General features: G+C 60.6%; 16 protein-coding genes. 11 read left to right on the top strand and 5 right to left on the bottom strand.

The annotated features are described in order from the left end of the window. Positions 1-135: 135 nt before the first annotated feature. Genes eutC through eat form a run of 3 tightly spaced genes read right to left on the bottom strand, consistent with a single transcriptional unit; the run spans position 136 to position 3,721 of the window. Positions 136-951: an ethanolamine ammonia-lyase subunit EutC gene (eutC, locus tag CFII64_RS05970; RefSeq protein WP_020289877.1), complete on the bottom strand. Its 816-nt coding sequence runs from the start codon at positions 949-951 to the stop codon at positions 136-138. A 9-nt stretch (positions 952-960) separates the two neighbouring features. Beyond that, on the bottom strand, positions 961-2,352 hold the full coding sequence (locus CFII64_RS05965) for an ethanolamine ammonia-lyase subunit EutB (protein WP_020289876.1): 1,392 nt from the start codon (positions 2,350-2,352) through the stop codon (positions 961-963). A gap of 13 nt (positions 2,353-2,365) precedes the next feature. Then, entirely contained in the window at positions 2,366-3,721 is a 1,356-nt protein-coding gene (gene eat, locus CFII64_RS05960; protein WP_020289875.1) for an ethanolamine permease, read from the bottom strand. A 459-nt stretch (positions 3,722-4,180) separates the two neighbouring features. On the opposite strand from eat, the gene CFII64_RS05955 reads away from it, so the two are divergent. After that, positions 4,181-5,236 carry an AraC family transcriptional regulator gene (locus tag CFII64_RS05955; RefSeq protein ID WP_020289874.1) on the top strand — a complete coding sequence of 352 codons (1,056 nt, stop codon included), beginning with the start codon at positions 4,181-4,183 and terminating at the stop codon, positions 5,234-5,236. A 24-nt stretch (positions 5,237-5,260) separates the two neighbouring features. On the opposite strand, the gene CFII64_RS05950 is transcribed toward CFII64_RS05955, so the two are convergent. Then, positions 5,261-6,880 carry a methyl-accepting chemotaxis protein gene (locus CFII64_RS05950; RefSeq protein WP_020289873.1) on the bottom strand — a complete coding sequence of 540 codons (1,620 nt, stop codon included), beginning with the start codon at positions 6,878-6,880 and terminating at the stop codon, positions 5,261-5,263. 352 nt (positions 6,881-7,232) lie between these two features. Then, positions 7,233-8,069, bottom strand: coding sequence for an IclR family transcriptional regulator (locus CFII64_RS05945; protein WP_020289871.1), 837 nt, complete (start codon positions 8,067-8,069; stop codon positions 7,233-7,235). A 248-nt stretch (positions 8,070-8,317) separates the two neighbouring features. Here CFII64_RS05945 and CFII64_RS05940 point away from each other — a divergent pair, with 248 nt between their 5' ends. From CFII64_RS05940 to CFII64_RS05895, 10 genes are all read left to right on the top strand, one after another. Continuing rightward, complete coding sequence (locus CFII64_RS05940) at positions 8,318-9,346, top strand: ABC transporter ATP-binding protein (protein WP_020289870.1); 1,029 nt, start codon at positions 8,318-8,320, stop codon at positions 9,344-9,346. After that, on the top strand, positions 9,343-10,215 hold the full coding sequence (locus CFII64_RS05935; RefSeq protein ID WP_020289869.1) for an ABC transporter permease: 873 nt from the start codon (positions 9,343-9,345) through the stop codon (positions 10,213-10,215). The genes CFII64_RS05940 and CFII64_RS05935 overlap by 4 nt, the downstream gene beginning before the upstream one ends. Before the next feature lie 3 nt (positions 10,216-10,218). Then, positions 10,219-11,013, top strand: coding sequence for an ABC transporter permease (locus CFII64_RS05930; RefSeq protein WP_020289868.1), 795 nt, complete (start codon positions 10,219-10,221; stop codon positions 11,011-11,013). Between the two features lie 24 nt (positions 11,014-11,037). Then, complete coding sequence (locus tag CFII64_RS05925; RefSeq protein ID WP_020289867.1) at positions 11,038-11,328, top strand: (2Fe-2S)-binding protein; 291 nt, start codon at positions 11,038-11,040, stop codon at positions 11,326-11,328. After that, positions 11,325-12,692 (top strand): NAD(P)/FAD-dependent oxidoreductase, encoded by a 1,368-nt coding sequence (locus CFII64_RS05920; protein ID WP_020289866.1) that lies wholly within the window; start codon positions 11,325-11,327, stop codon positions 12,690-12,692. Before CFII64_RS05925 ends, CFII64_RS05920 begins: the two co-directional genes overlap by 4 nt. Further along, on the top strand, positions 12,689-13,870 hold the full coding sequence (locus tag CFII64_RS05915; RefSeq protein ID WP_020289865.1) for an FAD-binding oxidoreductase: 1,182 nt from the start codon (positions 12,689-12,691) through the stop codon (positions 13,868-13,870). The genes CFII64_RS05920 and CFII64_RS05915 overlap by 4 nt, the downstream gene beginning before the upstream one ends. After that, positions 13,867-14,919 carry an ABC transporter substrate-binding protein gene (locus tag CFII64_RS05910; RefSeq protein ID WP_020289864.1) on the top strand — a complete coding sequence of 351 codons (1,053 nt, stop codon included), beginning with the start codon at positions 13,867-13,869 and terminating at the stop codon, positions 14,917-14,919. The genes CFII64_RS05915 and CFII64_RS05910 overlap by 4 nt, the downstream gene beginning before the upstream one ends. Before the next feature lie 165 nt (positions 14,920-15,084). Next, a complete protein-coding gene (locus CFII64_RS05905) occupies positions 15,085-16,434 on the top strand; it encodes a sodium:proton antiporter (RefSeq protein WP_044901184.1) in 1,350 nt (449 codons plus the stop codon). A gap of 190 nt (positions 16,435-16,624) precedes the next feature. Beyond that, the gene (locus CFII64_RS05900) at positions 16,625-17,056 is read left to right on the top strand and encodes a response regulator (RefSeq protein ID WP_020289862.1); all 432 of its coding nucleotides are present in this window, start codon (positions 16,625-16,627) and stop codon (positions 17,054-17,056) included. Continuing rightward, the gene (locus CFII64_RS05895) at positions 17,053-18,084 is read left to right on the top strand and encodes a sensor histidine kinase (protein WP_020289861.1); all 1,032 of its coding nucleotides are present in this window, start codon (positions 17,053-17,055) and stop codon (positions 18,082-18,084) included. The genes CFII64_RS05900 and CFII64_RS05895 overlap by 4 nt, the downstream gene beginning before the upstream one ends. Positions 18,085-18,138: the final 54 nt, after the last annotated feature.

Below are 18,138 nucleotides of genomic sequence, written 5' to 3'. Positions count from 1 at the left end.
TGCATTGGAGCAATATCTGTAGGAGGGGACTTGTCCCCGAAGACGTCATTGCAGGCGCTGAAGATCTGCTTCAGCAGCCCCGCCGCTTTCCCGGACAAGTCCGGTCCTACAAAGGCGACGCTCCCCACAATCCTGTTACTTGAGCAGGAAATTACCCTTGCCCGCCGGAACATCGGCTTCGAGCGTATGCACTTGCGCATCGTCTTTGAGGTTGACCCCGGATAACTGCCGCCGCCAGGCTTCACGCATCAGGTACAGCAATTTATGCGCGGCCATGGCATAGCTCATGCCTTCCAGGCGAACATTGGAGATGCAGTTGCGTGCCGCATCGTTCAAACCCACACGGGGCGCGAAAGTGAAGTACAGGCCAAGGCTGTCTGGTGAACTGAGCCCGGGTCGTTCACCGATCAGAATCACCACCATCCGCGCGTTGAGCAGTTCACCCACCTCATCGGCCACGGCCACTCTGCCCTGCTCCACCAGAACCACCGGCGCCAGGCTCCAGCCTTGCTCGGCGGCCATTTCGTCGATGCGTTCGAGCATTGCCGGGCTGTGCCGATGCACCGCCAACGCCGACAAACCATCAGCCACTACCAGCGCCAGATCAAAGCCTTGCGCCTGGTCCTGGGCATAAGCGCGCAGTTGCCCGGCCGAATCAGCAGACAACCGGCGACCCAGATCAGGCCGTTGCAGGTACTGATTACGATCAGCCGCAGAGCTGTGCAACGTCAGCACTTCCCGGCCGCGCGCCTGCAACGTTTCAGTCAATGCCGCGTGATCGAATGCCAGGTGCACCGCGTCGCGCGCCTGAGCATGGGCGAACTGGAAATCCAGCTGTGCGGCAGTGGGCAGGCTGGTGCCCGCGTGCCCCAAGGCGATGCGCGCTGAAGTCAGCGAACGCAACTGGCTCCAGGCATCGGCCTGGGCAGGAGTTTTCGGGTCATCGCTCATGGTCAGCCCTCAATTGAGTTTTGCCAGTGCCTGGCTGAAGAGCGGCGGGATACCCTGCCCGAGTCGCACACCGCCGTCATCCTGACGCAGGATGTTCATGCGGACCAGCCACTCTTCGAACTCCGGCGCAGGCCGCAAGCCGATGGTTTTACGGGCATAGAGCGCGTCGTGAAACGAAGTGGTCTGGTAATTGAGCATAATGTCGTCAGAGCCCGGAATGCCCATGATGAAGTTGATGCCGGCAACGCCCAGCAACGTCAGCAACACGTCCATGTCGTCCTGATCGGCTTCGGCATGGTTGGTGTAGCAAATATCGCAACCCATGGGCACGCCCAGCAGCTTGCCGCAAAAGTGGTCTTCCAGCCCGGCACGGATGATCTGCTTGCCGTTGTACAGGTATTCAGGACCGATAAAGCCGACCACGGTGTTGACCAGAAACGGATTGAAGTGCCGGGCCACCGCGTAGGCGCGGGTCTCGCAGGTCTGTTGGTCGACGCCATGATGGGCATTGGCCGACAGCGCGCTGCCCTGCCCGGTCTCGAAATACATCAGGTCATTGCCCCGCGTGCCCCGGTTCAGGCTCAAACCGGCTTCGTGGCCTTCCCGCAAAATCTCCAGGCTGATACCAAAACTGCTGTTCGCCGCCTCGGTGCCGGCAATCGACTGGAACACCAGATCCAGTGGCACGCCCTTTTCAATCGCCGCGATGGACGACGTGACGTGGGTCAGCACGCAGGATTGGGTGGGAATTTCATAGTGACGAATCACGCCATCAAGCATCTTCAACAGCTCGCTGATGGCGCTGACGCTGTCGGTTGCCGGATTGATGCCGATCATGGCATCGCCGTTGCCGTACAGCAGGCCATCGAGAACACTGGCGGCAATGCCGGCGGGGTCGTCGGTCGGGTGATTGGGTTGCAGACGCGTCGACATCCGCCCTCGCAGCCCCACTGTGTTGCGAAAGCGCGTGACCACGCGGATTTTCTGCGCCACCAGCACCAGATCCTGGACACGCATGATCTTCGACACGGCGGCGACCATTTCCGGCGTCAACCCCGGCGCCAACGCCCTGAGGCTGGTTTCCGTGGCGTCGTCGCCCAGCAACCAGTCGCGAAAGCTGCCGACGGTCAAATGGCTGACCGGCAAGAAGGCCGACGAATCATGACTGTCCATGATCAGCCGGGTCACTTCATCCTGCTCGTAGGGGATCAGCGCCTCGCTGAGGAACCGCTTGAGCGGGACGTCCGCCAGCGCCATCTGCGCTGCCGCTCGCTCAGCGTCGCTGGCGGCGGCAATTTCGGCAAGAAAGTCCCCGGAGCGCGCGGGACTGGCCTTGGCCAGCAACTCCCGCAGGCTGTCAAAGCGCCAGATCATCGCGCCAATGCTGTGGGAGAAGCTCATGCACATCCTTCCTTTATTGACTGGCCAGAGCCGGGACTGCGCCACGACCACGCACCACTTTGCAGAACACCGCACCGACCAGCATCAAGCCGAGGAAGATGCAGCCGATCATCAAGTTGAACCAGATCATCGCCACCAGGCACACCACCGCCAGAATCAGGGCAATGGCCGGGACCACGGGGTAACCGGGGGCACGGAAGCTACGCTCCAGATCTGGCTCGCTGCGACGCAGTTTGAACAGGCTCAGCATGCTGACAATGTACATCACGATGGCACCGAACACCGACATGGTGATCATCGCCGCAGTCAGGCTCATGCCTTGCAGATTGACCAGACCGTCGCTGAGGATCGCGGCGATGCCCACCACGCCACCGGCAAGAATGGCCCGATGCGGCGTCTGGAAACGTGACAGTTTAGCCAGCCCGGATGGCAGGAAACCCGCACGCGCCAGGGCGAAGAACTGCCGTGAGTAGCCCAGAATGATCCCGTGAAAACTCGCGACCAGACCGAACAGACCGATCCAGACCAGCATGTGCATCCAGTTGGAGTTATTGCCGACGACCGCTTTCATCGCCTGCGGCAGCGGATCGTTGATGTTTGCCAGCGTGCGCCAGTCGCCGACACCACCCGCGAAGATCATCACACCAATGGCCAGTGTCACCAGGGTCAGAATCCCTGCGACGTAGGCACGTGGAATGGTCTTTTTCGGATCTTTCGCTTCTTCGGCAGCCATGGCCGCACCTTCGATGGCGAGGAAGAACCAGATGGCAAACGGGATCGCTGCAAACATGCCGCTGATCGCTGGCAGACTGAAGGTATCGGAACCGGCCCAGCCGCCAAGGGCGAAGTTACTGAAGCTGAAGGCCGGTGCGACCACGCCCATGAACACCAGCAGTTCGGCGACGGCCAGCACAGTGACGACCAGTTCAAAGGTCGCGGCAATGCTCACACCCAGGATATTCAGGGTCATGAATACGAAATACGCGCCGATGGCCGCCCACTTCGGGTCCAGCGACGGGTACTGCACATTCAGGTAAGCGCCGATGGCCATGGCGATGGCCGGCGGCGCGAACACGAATTCGATCAGCGTGGCCAATCCCGCAATCGTCCCGCCGGTGACGCCGAATGCCCGCAGGCTATAAGCGAACGGGCCGCCTGCGTTGGGGATAGCGGTGGTCAGTTCGGTAAAACTGAAAATGAAGCAGGTGTACATCACCGCGACCATCAGCGTGGTGACCAGAAAACCCAGAGTCCCCGCGCTGCCCCAGCCGTAACTCCAGCCGAAGTATTCGCCGGAAATCACCAGGCCGACGGCCAGCCCCCACAAATGCAGGGTGCCCAATGTTGGTTTGAGTTGCGAAGCAGTCATGGTCGTAAACCCCGGAAGCCAGCGACGGTATTGTCTGTTGACGAGAATAGTCACTCCGACAAAGCCAAGGCTTGACCGGGGAGAACGAGATTTGTCCTCTGCGGTCAAGTTTTCCGGCACTTTGCGGGCAGTGCCTCAAGCCAGCGCACGAAAAGGCCCTGGCGCCTTAAATCGGGTCACGGATTCCGGGGTTTTCAGTGCCACTTCGCTTCCCAAGCTGGCGTTTGGCCTGCGATGTGGGTGAGTGTTTGAGTAGCAGATCAACGCCGTTTAATGACCCTGCTGGAGCGAGGCTTGCCCGCGAAAGTAAACGTCCGGGCAGCAAATTGGAGTGAATGTACCGGCGCTTCGCGGGCAAGCCTCGCTCCAACAAGCCGAAGGTCATCACGCTCCACCCGTAACAAGGTATGACATTTGCTTGAATTATTTTCATTCACACCATGACGGCCCCTCATCACCATGACCCCGACCCTGCTTTCACCCGCACCGTTAAATGCGCAAAGTGCCAGCAATTGTGGTGTCCTGTCGGCGGCCGCCAATGGTCTGGACAGCTTTATTGTTCAACATGGCGGTGATCTTGACCGCGTCTTCGGCCATGCGGGAATCAATCCCGAACAACTGCTGCATCCGACCTTGAGCCTGCCGCTGCCCAACTACTGCAAAGTGCTGGAGGAAGCCGCGCGGCAAACCGCTTGTGACAATTTCGGCCTGCGCTATGGCCAGCAATTCCATCCCCAGGCGCTCGGCCTGCTGGGTTACATCGGCCTGTGCTCGTCCACCCTCGAAGACGCCCTGATCAACTTCGCCAAGGCTTTTCCGTTCCATCAACACAGCACGCTGATCCAGCTGGTGGATCAGGGCGAGTGTTACCGCTTCGATTATCAGGTACGCCATGGCGCCATTCATGAACGCCGCCAGGATGCCGAGCTGACCATGGGCATGGCTACTAATCTGGTGCGCCACGTGCTCGGGCCGGACTGGGCACCCAGGGAAGTCGCTTTCGAACATGCGCAGCCCGAGAATTGCCACGAGCACCGGGAAGCATTCCAGACTCAGGTCCGTTTCGGTCAGGCCTGCAACTCAGTGCTGATTCCCAAGCACGACCTCATTGCCAAGGCCATGCCCGGCGCCGACCCGATCCTGTTGATGCTCATCAAGGATGCCATTCGGCAACTGGGTGAAAGCGGCCATCAGCCGGACTTGCTCGATCAGGCGCGACAGGCCATCAGCGTCGTTCTGCATCTGGGCGAACCCGTGCTGGAAGAGATCGCACAGACTCTGAGTCTGTCCGACTGGACGCTGCAACGTCGGTTGCGCGAGCACGGCGTCAATTTCACCCAACTGGTGGATCAGATCCGCCAGCAATCGGCCATGACCCATTTGCAGCAGCAGAACATGAGCGTCACCCAACTCGCCACGCTGCTGGGCTACTCGGAAACCAGCGCCTTCTCCCGCGCCTTCAAACGCTGGTTCGGCTTAAGCCCGAGGCAGTGGCGCAGCGCGGCGAATGTCTGAGACGGACAGTTCCAGTCATCGACCTCAAGCGCTCAAGCGTGAAATCACATCGTTCAGACCCACCGAAAGGCCATGCAAATCATGGCTGGCGGCTTGAGTGCGCTTGACGTTGTCCTGATTGGTGCTGGCGATGGCGGTGATTTCCGTCAGATTCCGGGAAATGTCCTCGGCCACTGATGTTTGCTCCTCAGCGGCAGTAGCGATCTGCCGGTTCATGTCACGGATGGCTTCGACGGCCGTGGTGATACGTTCCAGAGTCGCACCTGCGCTGGTCACTTGCTCGACGCTTTCTTCGCTGCGTGCCTGACCGCCCTGAATCGCCTGCACGGCGTCGATGGCGCCGGTCTGCACGGAATTGATGATCTGATTGATCTCGGCCGTCGACGCCGCAGTACGTTGCGCCAGCGTTCTGACCTCATCGGCGACCACTGCAAAGCCACGCCCGGCCTCACCAGCACGCGCCGCTTCAATGGCCGCGTTGAGCGCCAGCAAGTTGGTCTGTTCAGCAATGCCGCGAATCACTTCGAGGACTTTGCCGATCCGCCCGCTGTCGGTTTCCAGACGATGAATCACGCTGGCGGTATTGCCGATTTCGTTGCGCATGGAGGTGATGGTCGCCATAGTTGCCTTCATCACCTTGCCGCCTTCCTGCGCATGATGATCGGCTTCGTCGGCGGCTTGTGCCGCTTGTGCTGCGTGACGCGCGACTTCCTGCGCCGTGGCCGACATTTCTGTCATCGCGGTGGAAACCTGATCGGTGCGTTCAAACTGCTCATGAGTACCTTGAGCCATCAACGCGGCGATGGAATTCAATTCGCTGCCGGCCGTATCAAGATCCGAAGTGCTGCGTTTGAGACGGGTGAAGGTATCCGCGAGAAAATCACGCAGGATGTTGGCGGCAATCGCCAAACGGCCGAGCTCGTCCTGACGGGTGATCTCAACCCGCGCAGCAAATTTGCCTTCGCTCAACTGCGACACATAATCGATGAGCATGCGAATCGGCGTGATCAGGTTGCGATTGACCATCCACAAGGTCAGCAACCCCACCAGAATCGCTGAAGCCAGCATGACCAGCGCGCCGAGCAGAATGGTGCGGTCCGCAGTGCTACTGATTATCAGCGACTGTGCGCCGCTTTGTTTGCGCAACTGCTCAACCAACTGGCTCATCTGATCGCTGGCAGCACGATCCACGCCCTTGACGGCAAGGTCGCCCGCCACCGGATCTGCTCCAGCGGCAACAAATGCATCGCGACCTTTGCGATAAGCAGCGCCGAGCATCTGATGTTCTTCGCGCAGCTTCTGCACCTGGGCATTCACGGAGGGTTCAGTGCCCGGCAACGCCGCTAGCGTGTTCAAAGCCGCCTGCACCAGACGCTCCTGCTCCTCGAACTGCGCCCAGTATTTATCGCGTTCCACCGACGCCTTGCCGCGCAGCAGCACATTCTTCCATTCCTGGACCTGGATCTTGAATTGCAGATTGGCTTCATCGACCAGCTGCGAAGCGCGCAGCGGCCCTTCAAGCAAGCCGCGATAGGACTGCACGTTGTTGGAAAGGAAATGAAAACAGGCCAGCGCGATCAGCAGCACCAGAATCAGGCTGCCACCAAGCAAGCCGAGAATCTGCAGCCTCAGGGATTTGGACATAACAAGCACCTCGGGAGGGAGACGGACCCATGCCTGGCATGAACCCAATGATGTCGACTTCCATGTTCTGCCGCTCCGAGCACACGCCTCGTCACGCAACCTACTCCCGGAACATCGGCTCGGCTGCGTGGTTCTTGAGGGGCGTTGGTCGGTATTTCAAACCCATTCGAATAGAGAGGCGTGCGCGGCTTTCGAGTGCCAGCGGTACTGTGACTGTTGGAGCGAGGCTCGCCCGCGAAGAGCATAACGCGGTGGATCTGGGCTACCGAGGCGTCTGATTCGCGGGCAAGCCTCGCTCCAACGGGATTAGCATTTGCTGCATGACAGCGCGGCGTCTAACCACGTGGCTTGTTCATTCCCCCTGCCCAAACACCTGACTCGGCCTGCGCAACGACGGGTCAAACGGGTTGATTCGCGCGCTGATCACGGCGGCTTCGCGTTTGAGGAGTTCGACGACGGTCAGCAAACGGTCCGGGCCGAGGCGGTCGCTGATGGTGGCGACGCTGAGGGCAGCCACCGAGCGGCCTTCGCGGTCGAAGATCGGCACTGCCAGACCGGCCATGCCCGGCAGCGCGCCGGTGTTGCGAGCGGCGTAGCCCAGGCGGCGAACATTTTCGACTTCCGAGCGCAGGAAGACTTCGTCGTAGAGATGGAAATCCTTGAGGCGCGGCAGGTTGTAACGGATGACCGTGTCGCGCTCTTCTTCTGGCAGATAAGCCAGGATCGCCAGGCTGCCCTGCCCCACGCCCAACGCGACGCGGCCGCCGATGTCACCGGTGAAGGTGCGAATCGGATACGGGCCTTCGCTGCGATCCAGGCAGATGGCATCAAAGCCACTGCGCGCCAGCAGGAACAAAGAATCCCCCAGAGAAGCCGACAGCCGCAACAGGCTGGGCCGCACCACATCGCGAAGGTTGCCGGTGTTGCCCGCCTTGGCGGCCAGTGCGAAAAACTCGATGCTGAGCCGATAGCGCTTGCTGCGCTGATCCTGCTCGACCATGCCTTCATCCATCAGGCTGCGTAGCAAACGATGGGTGGTGGGCTGCGACAAGCCCACTTGCTGGGCCAATTGCGTAACCCGTTCGCCACCTTCGGCGCAGTCGCCCAGGCAACGCAGCACGGCGAACAGCCTTGAGACAGCGCCTACACCAACATCTTTCGGATTTTCATTCCGCTCAGTGGAATCCATTGACGTGTTTTCCAATATTTAATTCGTCAAACGAATGAACCTGAAAAAAGATGTCATTCAGTGAAATTGCCTCTTTCACCCATCCTAGTCTTCGTCCTACTCTCAGTCCACAGGGCGATTTGAACAAAACCTGGTAGCCGACCCAGATCGAGCACCAACGTCCACTGCAACCGATGACTTCATTTCGCTTCTGCCCTTTTACCAACAGCGTGCCCCGGCGCGCGTGATAAACAAGGTGGAACGCAGCCATGGCTTTTCTGCAACTCGAAGGTCTTTCCAAGCGCTATGGCGCTATCGACGCCGTCGTCGCCACCCACCTTGCGGTGGAAAAAGGCGAATTCGTCTCTTTGCTCGGCCCGTCCGGCTGCGGCAAAACCACCACGCTGCAAATGATTGCCGGCTTCGTTGATGTCAGCGACGGACGTATCGTTCTCGACGGCCGCGACATCACCCACGCCAAACCCAGCAGCCGCGGCCTGGGCGTGGTGTTTCAGAGTTATGCGCTGTTTCCGCACATGAGCGTTGCCGATAACGTCGCCTTCGGCCTGCGCATGCGCAAAGTGTCCGCCGCCGACATTCAGCGCCGCGTTGCGACGGTGCTGGAACTGGTGCGCCTGACGCCACATGCCGCGCGTTACCCTCGAGAGTTGTCCGGTGGCCAACGCCAACGGGTCGCGCTGGCCAGAGCGCTGGTCATCGAGCCGCCGGTATTGCTGCTGGACGAGCCGCTGTCGAACCTGGACGCCAATCTGCGCGAGGAAATGCAGTTCGAGATTCGCCGCATTCAGCGCGAAGTCGGCATCACTACGCTGATGGTGACCCATGATCAGGCCGAAGCCCTGTCGATCAGTGATCGCGTGGTGGTGATGCAGGCCGGACGTATCACGCAAATCGACGAACCTTACAAACTCTACGAACACCCGCGCACGCGCTTCATTTCCGGGTTTGTCGGCAAGGCCAACATGCTGCCCGGCGATCTGGATGCCGATGGCTGCGCGCAAGTGCGTCACGTTGCCGGTGACGGCGCGCTGACGTTGAGCCTGCGCCCGGAAAAGATCGATCTGGTGGCTGCGGGCAGCGGACGCCTGCAAGGCCGGGTCATCACCCGCTACTTCCTGGGCAGCCAATGGCTGTACCGCATCGACACCGCCATCGGTGAACTCACTGTGGTACGCCGCAATGACGGCGAAGCCCCGATGGAAGAAGGCACGGCGGTCGGCATGGATTGGCAGGCGGGTTTGTTGCGCGTGCTGGACGCCGACGAGGTGCACCCATGAGCCTGCTCACCGCCATGCGCCAAGGCGGGCGGGGTTATCTGTTGTCGGCGCCGGCACTGGCGCTGTTCGTCGGCCTGCTGCTGTTGCCGCTGGCCTTGACCCTGATCCTCTCGTTCAACGTTTTTGACTATGAAGTGGGCGTCAAGAGCGGCTCCTACACGCTGGCCAACTACGTCAGCGTCCTCACTGATTCGTACTTCTACGAGATCTTCCTGCGCACCTTCTGGATCAGCGCGCTGGTGACCCTGCTGTGCGTGATCATCGGCGTTCCAGAGGCGTACATCCTGAGCCGGATGGGCGCGCCCTGGCGTTCGATCTTCCTGATTCTGATCCTCACGCCGCTGTTGATTTCAGTCGTCGTGCGCGCCTTCGGCTGGAGTTTGCTGCTGGGTGCCGACGGCCTGATCAACCAAGGCATTCAAGCCCTGGGCGGTCGGCCGATCAAAATGCTCTACACACCCTTCGCGGTGATTATCGCGCTGGTCCACGTGATGCTGCCGTTCATGATCATTCCAATCTGGACGTCATTGCAGAAGCTTGATCCGGCAGCGGAACAGGCGGCGCTTTCCCTTGGCGCATCGCAGGCCAAGGTGATGCGTCTGGTGGTGCTGCCGCAAGTGATGCCCGGCGTGTTGTCCGGCACGCTGATTGTGTTCGGGTTGTCTGCCAGCTCCTTTGCGATTCCCGGCCTGCTGGGCGGCAGACGCCTGAAGATGGTCGCGACCGTGGTCTACGACCAATACCTCTCCGAATTGAACTGGCCCATGGGCGCGACCATCGCTGTGGCGCTGTTGTTGGTAAACCTGTTGGTCATGCTGTCCTGGAACCGCATGGTCGAAGGCCGCTATAAAAAAACCCTGGGGGAATGACCCATGTCGAAAAACGGTTCTTTGGCCCTGTCGCTTCACGCCCTGGTGGTGCTGTTCATGCTCGCCCCGCTGGTGGTGGTCTGTCTGGTGGCGTTCACTCCGGAAAACACCTTGAGTCTGCCGACTTCGGGCTTCTCCCTGCGCTGGTTTCGCGCGGTGTTCGAGCGCGCCGACTTTATCGATTCGTTCTATAACAGCCTGATTCTGGCCTTCGTTGCCGCTTCCCTGGCGACGCTGATAGCAGTGCCGGCCGCGCTGGCGATCACCCGCTATCAGTTTCCGGGGCGTAACTTTCTCAATGGCCTGTTCCTGTCGCCGATCATCATTCCGCACCTGGTACTGGGCGTCGCGATGCTGCGCCTGTTTGCGCTGATGGGTGTCAATGGCAGCTTTGCCTGGCTGATGCTGGCGCATGTGGTAATCATCACGCCGTATGTGTTGCGGCTGGTGATTGCTGCTGCAATCGGCATTGATCGTGCCGCCGAGCAGGCGGCCGAATCGTTGGGTGCGAGCCGTTTCACGCTGTTTCGGCAGATTACCTTGCCGATGATTCTGCCGGGCGTCGCCGGGGGTTGGCTGCTGGCGTTCATCAACAGCTTTGACGAAGTCACGCTGTCGATCTTCGTCACCTCGCCTTCGACCCAGACGTTGCCAGTGCGCATGTACGTGTACGCCACTGAATCCATCGATCCGATGATGGCCGCCGTTTCGGCGCTGGTCATCGCGTTGACGGCTGCGACCATGATCCTCCTCGACCGGGTTTACGGCCTGGATCGGGTACTGGTCGGCAAACACTAACGGGCGGTCAGGAGCGCAACTCTTATGGCATTGTTCAAACGACTGGCCGAGCAGGATCGGCCGGCCCTGGCCTTCACCCTCGATGGTCAACCGGCCAGCGGATTGCTGGGCGACACCTTGCTCACCGCCGTGCTGACCAGCGCCGAGCATCTGCGCGGCAGCGATTTCAGCGCCGAGCCTCGCGCCGGGTTTTGCCTGATGGGCGCGTGTCAGGATTGCTGGGTGCAACTGGGCGACGGTCGCCGGGTCCGCGCCTGCTCGACGCTGCTCGAAGCCGGGCTGAACGTGACTCGCGAACCGGGACGGCAGCCATGAGCCAGATACATTCGGCAGTCATCGTCGGTGCCGGTCCGGCCGGGATTCGCGCGGCGCAAACCTTGCTCGCCCATGGCGTGACGCCTTGTCTGGTGGACGAAGGACTGCGCGGCGGCGGACAGATTTATCGGCGCCAGCCGGAGAATTTCAAGCGCAAACCGAAAGCGCTGTATGGCTTTGAGGCGAGCAAGGCCGTCGCCGTGCATCAGACCATGGATCAGTTGGCGGCGGCCGTGGATTACCGTCCGCAAACCCTGGTCTGGAACGCCGAGGACAACCGCCTCGACACGCTGCAGAACCGGCACGCCGGGCAAATCGACTATCAAAACCTGATCGTCGCTACCGGCGCCACCGACCGGATTCTGCCGGTTCCAGGCTGGACGCTGCCGGGCGTGTACAGCCTGGGAGCGGCGCAGATTGCCTTGAAGTATCAAGGCTGCGCGATTGGCGAGCGCGTGGTCTTCGCGGGCAGCGGGCCACTGTTGTATCTGGTGGCTTATCAGTACGCCAAAGCCGGAGCGAAGGTGGTTGCGGTACTCGACAGCGCGCCGTTTTCTGCTCAATGCCGCGCCCTTCCGGCATTGCTTGGCCAACCGCTGACCCTCGCCAAAGGCCTGTATTATCGGGCATGGCTCACCACGCACGGCATCCCGGTGCATCAAGGCGCAACACTGCAAAACATCGAAGGCGAAAAACGCGTCAGTGCAGTGCGGTGGCAACAAGGCAACGCTGCGGCCAAACATCTGGAATGCGACGCCGTAGCCTTCGCTCATGCGCTGCGCAGCGAAACCCAACTGGCCGATCTGCTGGGCTGCGAATTCCACTGGAGTCCATTGAATCGCGCCTGGCTGCCGAGCCGCGACAATGCCGGGCGCAGCAGCGTCAAAGGCGTGTATCTGGCCGGTGATGGCGCCGGAATCATGGGGGCCGATGCCGCGGAAATGGCCGGTGAACTGGCGGCCCTGACCTTGCTGGCCGACAACGGCCATAACGTTGACGGCGTACGCAGCGCCGAGCTGCAACGCAAGCTGGCCGGCATCGAACGCTTCCGGCATGGCCTGGAAACTGCGTTCCCCTTCCCCACCGACTGGGCCGCGAAAACCCTCGACGAAACCGTTGTCTGCCGCTGCGAAGAAGTCAGCGCCGGGGACATTCGTGCAGTGGTAACGGACGGCCATTGGGAGATGAATCGCGTCAAAGCCATGTGCCGGGTCGGCATGGGACGCTGTCAGGGCCGCATGTGTGGCTTGGCAGCAGCAGAAATCGTCGCGCACAGCAGTGGCCGGGAACTGGCCAGCATCGGGCGTCTGCGTGGGCAGGCGCCGATCAAACCTTTGCCGTTCGGTGTGGAGACTTCGCAATGAGCAACGTCATCGAAACCGACGTGCTGATTATCGGCGGCGGCATTGTCGGCGCTTCGGCGGCGCTGGCCCTGGCGCGCAAAGGCAAAAGCGTCGCTTTGCTGGAGCGGGATTTCTGCGGCTCGCATTCCAGCGGCGTGAATTACGGCGGCGTGCGGCGTCAAGGTCGGCCCTTGTCGCAACTACCGTTGTCGCAACGCGCCCACGCCATCTGGAGCGGGCTGCCCGAGCTGATCGGCATCGACGGCGAATATCAACGCTCCGGCCACCTGAAACTGGCCCGCAGTGACACGGACATGGACGCTCTGCGTGCCTATGCCGAAGCAAGCCGGGGGTTTGGTCTGGAGCTGCAATTGCTTGATCGCCAACAACTGCGCGCGCGTTTCCCCTGGGCCGGCGATGTGGCGGTCGGCGCGTCGTTGTGCGCTGACGATGGCCACGCCAACCCGCGCCTGGTCTCTCCGGCATTTGCCCGGGCCGCCAGGCGCGCCGGGGCGCAGATTCACGAACAGGCCAGGGTCGTCGAAGTCAGCCATGGCGGCCAGGTATTTACCGTGCAAACCGCGAATGGCCTGACGTTGCGCGCGCCGTGGCTGCTCAACTGCGCCGGGGCCTGGGCCGGTTCGCTGGCGGCGCAATTTGGCGAACCGGTGCCGATGGTTGCCGGTCATCCAGCGATGCTGGTCACTGAACCGCTGCCGATGTTCATGGATGTCAGCACCGGCGTGGAAGGCGGCGGAATCTACGCGCGCCAGGTTGCCCGGGGCAATTGCGTGTTGGGCGGCGGACAAGGTTTTGCGCTGGACCCCGCCCGCGCCAAACCGGGTCAGGCTGCCGTGCTGGAGATTCTGCGCAACGCTGCGGAGCTTTATCCACCGCTGGCCGGTGCGCAGGCCATCCGCACCTGGAGTGGCACCGAGGGTTACTTGCCGGATCGCGAACCGGTGCTGGGCCCGAGCATTGCCCAGCCAGGGTTGCTGCACGGTTTCGGCTTTGCCGGTTCCGGCTTTCAAATCGGTCCGGCGGCGGGCGAGGCGCTGGCCGAGCACGTCTGCACCGGCCAGTCCACAATCGCCCTGGACGCGTTTTCCATTCAACGATTTCAACCACCTGTTTCAGTTGCTAAACAGCCCATCCCGACTAACGTCATCCCATTGCACAGAGGAAGGTCGCTTCTATGAAGAACGTCAAACGTTTCGCAATCTCCGGCTTGTCGTGCCTGCCGCTCGCGGCCTTGCTGGCTTCGGCCCCGGCCCACGCCGAGCCGACGCTGTATCTGGGCATGAACGGCGGCACCATGGAACGCCTTTACGCCGATCAGGTGCTGCCTGCTTTCGAGAAAGCCAATAACGTCAAAGTGGTGATCGTGCCCGGCACCTCGTCGGACATTCTGGCCAAGGTCCAGGCCAGCAAGGACAACCCGCAGATGCACGTGATCTTCCTCGACGACGGGATCATGTACCGCGCCATTTCCATGGGCCTGTGCGACAAGCTGCAACCGAGCTCAGGCTTGGCCGATTTGCCCGCCAAGGCGAAGATCAAGGAAGAAGCGGCGGCAGTCAGCCTCGGCGTTACCGGTCTGGCGTACAACACCAAAATGTTCGCGGAAAACGGCTGGGCCGCGCCGACTTCCTGGATGGACCTGGCGGACAAGCGTTTCAAGGAAAAGGTCGTGTTCCAGTCGCTGGCGTCATCGACATTCGGCCTGCATGGTTTCCTGATGTTCAACCGGATTCAGGGCGGCAGTGAAACCGACGTCGAACCCGGCTTCAAGGCCTGGCCGAAGACCATTGGCCCGAACGTGCTGGAATACATCGCCAGTTCGGCGAAGATTTCCGAGATGGTGCAAACCGGCGAAGCCGCGCTGTTCCCGTTGACGCCGACGCAAGTGACGGCCCTGAAGATCAAAGGCGTGCCCGTGGAATACGCACCGCCCAAGGAAGGCGGCGTGGTCCTCAACGTGGCGGAGTGCACCATCGCTAAAAATGACCAGCCGGAGCTCGCGCAGAAACTCGCGGCGTACCTGCTGACCCCGCAAGCCCAGGCCCCGGCACTGGAATTCGGCGACCAGATCCCGTCCAACCCGAAAACGCCGACCACCGAAAAAACCCACGGCCAGGTCGCGGCAATGAACAAGTACCTGGAAACCGCCGTGACCATCGACTGGGATCAGGTCAACCAACTGCGCCCAGAGTGGAACGCACGCTGGAATCGTAGTGTGGAGCGGTAGTCACTGACCGATCCCTGTACAGAAGATCCGTAGGACTGGCTTTAGCCGGGAGAACGCCCTCCCGGCTAAAGCCAGTCCTACGCAATTGTTTCAACTATCCAGTCACACGACAGTCACAACGTTAACGCCCCCGCTCGGGGGCCATGTTGCGAGAGTCGGAGACGGATGAGTTTTATTGTGTGTATGGCGGTGTTGGGCACGCTGCTGATGCTGTTGGCGCTCACCTCCTCCTACCTGCGCTGGTTACCTGTCACGACCTCGGCGGTCTGCCTGGCGTTTGGTTTTGCCATCGGCCCGGTCGGCCTGGATATGCTTGACCTGGACTTTCGCCAGGCGTCCGGCTGGATGGAACGCCTGACGGAAGCTGCCGTGCTGTTTTCCCTGTTCAGCACAGGGATCAAGTTGCGGCTCCCTCTGAGCGGCAAAGCCTGGCACTCGGCCTACTGGCTGGCGGGGCCGGTGATGCTGGCAACAATTGCTGGCACCAGTCTGGTCGCCCACTATCTCTTGGACCTGTCCTGGGGCGTGTCATTGTTGTTGGGGGCGATGCTGTCACCTACCGATCCGGTGCTGGCCGGGCTGGTGCAAGTCAACAATGCGCAGGATCAGGACCGGGTGCGCTTCGGTCTTTCCGGCGAGGCCGGTCTCAACGACGGTACGGCGTTTCCCTTTGTGATCTTTGCCCTGCTGTTTATCAGCCATGGCGGAGTCGACGTCGAGTGGCTACAGCACTGGGCCGTGAAGGATCTGGTCTGGGCCGTACCGGCGGGCCTGTTGATCGGTTACGGACTTGGCCGTGGCGTTGGGCATTTGATGATTTATCTGCGCATCAAGAATGCCGACAGCACCACGTCGCCCAATGATTTTCTGGCGCTGGCGTTGATTGCCATTTCCTATGTGATTGCTGACACGGTGGGCGCGTTCGGCTTCCTTTCGGTATTCGCCGCGGGCTTTGGATTACGTCAGGCCGAAGCCCGCATCACCCAGTCGGAAGTGCCTTCCGAACATCTGGCGCAACCGGTCATCGGCCACATGACCGGCGCCATGGAAAAATCCACTGTTGCCGAAGAGGAAGACCTGAGCGAAACCCAGTTGGCCGCTGGGGTGATGATGGGCGACATGCTGGCATTTGGCAGTCTTGTCGAGCGCTCCATGGAAGTGCTGCTGATTACCTTGCTGGGGGCTTCTCTGGCCCAGTATTGGGATTGGCGTGCAGTCGGTCTTGGATTAGCACTCTTTTGTATCATCCGCCCCGTTGCCGTCTGGCTGCTGGTCAGCCGTCGCTTGCTCAATCGCCGGCAGAAAGCATTGGTCGGCTGGTTTGGTATCCGCGGGATCGGCAGCCTGTACTACCTGTGTTTCGCGCTGTCCCACGGTCTGCCCGAAGACATCGGCCAATTGAGCGTCAGCCTGACGCTATCGGTCGTCGCACTGAGCATCCTGGTGCATGGCATCAGCATCCAGCCACTGCTTGAACGCTATGAACGCAGCTCGGCGGTTAACAGTCGAGACTGACAGAATAACGACTATCATTTAATCTATCCATTCGGATGTATTTTTGAAAATGTATGAACCATTAAGATGGAACACAGACCAAGTTATTGATACGCCAGCTTTGAGATGCGGCCACCCTGGTGTTGCGGGGGCTGCGCCTTGTTCATTTAGTAAAGCGTGCCTTGGCATAGTTAAAAAGTAGATCAATGAAATGCGTATTCTTCTGGTAGACGACGATCCGATACTGGCCTTGCTCGCGGCAGCAACGCTGGCGGATGAAAATGAAGTCATCGGGCCCGCCTACGACGCGCCGCACGCCTTGCTGTTGGCGGCGCAGTACCAGGCTGACATTGCATTCGTCGATATCAACCTCAACGGGCACGACGAAGGTATTGCTCTGGCCCGCGGTCTTTGGGCCAGGCACGGAATCGCTTCGCTGTTCGTCAGCGGCCAGGTCGGCTCAGCGCGGGCGCACCGCGATGCGGCAATAGGCCTGCTGCGTAAACCCTATGCCCCCGAAGACCTGAATCAGTGCGCGTTGATCGCCAAGGCCATTCTTGATGGCCAGTCACTGAGTTCCCTGCACCCGCCCGGCTCACTGGAAATTTTCAGCAACGGCTTTGTACGCAGGGCCAGCGGATGACACAGGTCAATGACGTCCCCATCGATCCAGCACAACTGGGTGAACTTGAATTCCGGGAACTGGCTGACCATGCGCCGGTGATGATCTGGCGCTCGCGGCCGGACAAACACTGCGACTGGTTCAACGAACGCTGGAGGTCATTTACCGGCAAAACCCAGGAACAACTGGTCGGTTACGGTTGGGTCGACGATGTGCATCCCGAAGACCTCGAACAGTGCATGTCCATTTATCAGAATGCCTTCGATGCCCGCGACGCCTATTCCCTTTCCTACCGCCTGCGCCGCGCCGATGGACAGTATCGCTGGCTGCTGGATAACGGCGCGCCGTATTACCGCAATGGCGAATTCGCCGGTTATTTCGGCAGTTGTATCGACATCACCGATCAGCGGGAGATGGAAACCCAGCAACGGGTCTTGCTGTCCGAGCTCAATCACCGGGTCAAAAACAATCTGCAGTTGATCATCAGCCTGCTGCAGATCTCGAAATTGCGCGCCAAGGGCGAGGAAGCCAAGACCCTGATGCAAACCGCCATTACCCGGATAACCGGCGTCGGCGCGGTTCAGGACGAATTGCATCGCAGCAACACCGGACGCATCGATCTGGCTGACTATCTACCCAAACTGGCGCGCAACATTATTAATGGCCAACGTCGCGGTCCATCGATCCTCTGCGCAGAGACCCAATCGGTGCAGGTTTCCCTGCAAATGGCTTCCAACCTGGGGCTGATGCTTAACGAACTGATGGGCAACGCGGTCGAGCATTGCCAGGGCGGACCCGACAGCCGGATTGACCTGCATCTTTCTCTGCTGGACGATCGTACTGCGCAGATCAGCGTGATCGACGACGGCAAAGGCTTCAGTGCAGAAATCCTGGCGGCATTCTCCGAACCAAAAGGCCGACGCGCCGTGAATCTGATCGACGCCCTTTCGCAACGCTGCAAGGCCCGGATCGTACGCGACAACCTCAGGCCCGAGGAAGGCCGGGGCGCTCGGGTGCAACTGGTGTTTGTGGTGGAGAATCTGCCGTGAGCGTCGCCTGAACTGCCCCCGCAAATCCTGCCTCATTGACTCAATCAATGACCC

The sequence above is a fragment of the Pseudomonas sp. CFII64 genome (assembly GCF_000416235.1).
Classification (GTDB): domain Bacteria; phylum Pseudomonadota; class Gammaproteobacteria; order Pseudomonadales; family Pseudomonadaceae; genus Aquipseudomonas.
This window is presented reverse-complemented; position numbering and strand designations above follow the sequence as displayed.

Excerpts from the sequence above, each read along its gene's own strand:
- eutC (WP_020289877.1), bottom strand. The coding sequence starts at position 951 with ATGAGCGATGACCCGAAAACTCCTGCCCAGGCCGATGCCTGGAGCCAG.
- CFII64_RS05965 (WP_020289876.1), bottom strand. The coding sequence starts at position 2,352 with ATGAGCTTCTCCCACAGCATTGGCGCGATGATCTGGCGCTTTGACAGC.
- eat (WP_020289875.1), bottom strand. The coding sequence starts at position 3,721 with ATGACTGCTTCGCAACTCAAACCAACATTGGGCACCCTGCATTTGTGG.
- CFII64_RS05955 (WP_020289874.1), top strand. The coding sequence starts at position 4,181 with ATGACCCCGACCCTGCTTTCACCCGCACCGTTAAATGCGCAAAGTGCC.
- CFII64_RS05950 (WP_020289873.1), bottom strand. The coding sequence starts at position 6,880 with ATGTCCAAATCCCTGAGGCTGCAGATTCTCGGCTTGCTTGGTGGCAGC.
- CFII64_RS05945 (WP_020289871.1), bottom strand. The coding sequence starts at position 8,069 with ATGGATTCCACTGAGCGGAATGAAAATCCGAAAGATGTTGGTGTAGGC.
- CFII64_RS05940 (WP_020289870.1), top strand. The coding sequence starts at position 8,318 with ATGGCTTTTCTGCAACTCGAAGGTCTTTCCAAGCGCTATGGCGCTATC.
- CFII64_RS05935 (WP_020289869.1), top strand. The coding sequence starts at position 9,343 with ATGAGCCTGCTCACCGCCATGCGCCAAGGCGGGCGGGGTTATCTGTTG.
- CFII64_RS05930 (WP_020289868.1), top strand. The coding sequence starts at position 10,219 with ATGTCGAAAAACGGTTCTTTGGCCCTGTCGCTTCACGCCCTGGTGGTG.
- CFII64_RS05925 (WP_020289867.1), top strand. The coding sequence starts at position 11,038 with ATGGCATTGTTCAAACGACTGGCCGAGCAGGATCGGCCGGCCCTGGCC.
- CFII64_RS05920 (WP_020289866.1), top strand. The coding sequence starts at position 11,325 with ATGAGCCAGATACATTCGGCAGTCATCGTCGGTGCCGGTCCGGCCGGG.
- CFII64_RS05915 (WP_020289865.1), top strand. The coding sequence starts at position 12,689 with ATGAGCAACGTCATCGAAACCGACGTGCTGATTATCGGCGGCGGCATT.
- CFII64_RS05910 (WP_020289864.1), top strand. The coding sequence starts at position 13,867 with ATGAAGAACGTCAAACGTTTCGCAATCTCCGGCTTGTCGTGCCTGCCG.
- CFII64_RS05905 (WP_044901184.1), top strand. The coding sequence starts at position 15,085 with ATGAGTTTTATTGTGTGTATGGCGGTGTTGGGCACGCTGCTGATGCTG.
- CFII64_RS05900 (WP_020289862.1), top strand. The coding sequence starts at position 16,625 with ATGCGTATTCTTCTGGTAGACGACGATCCGATACTGGCCTTGCTCGCG.
- CFII64_RS05895 (WP_020289861.1), top strand. The coding sequence starts at position 17,053 with ATGACACAGGTCAATGACGTCCCCATCGATCCAGCACAACTGGGTGAA.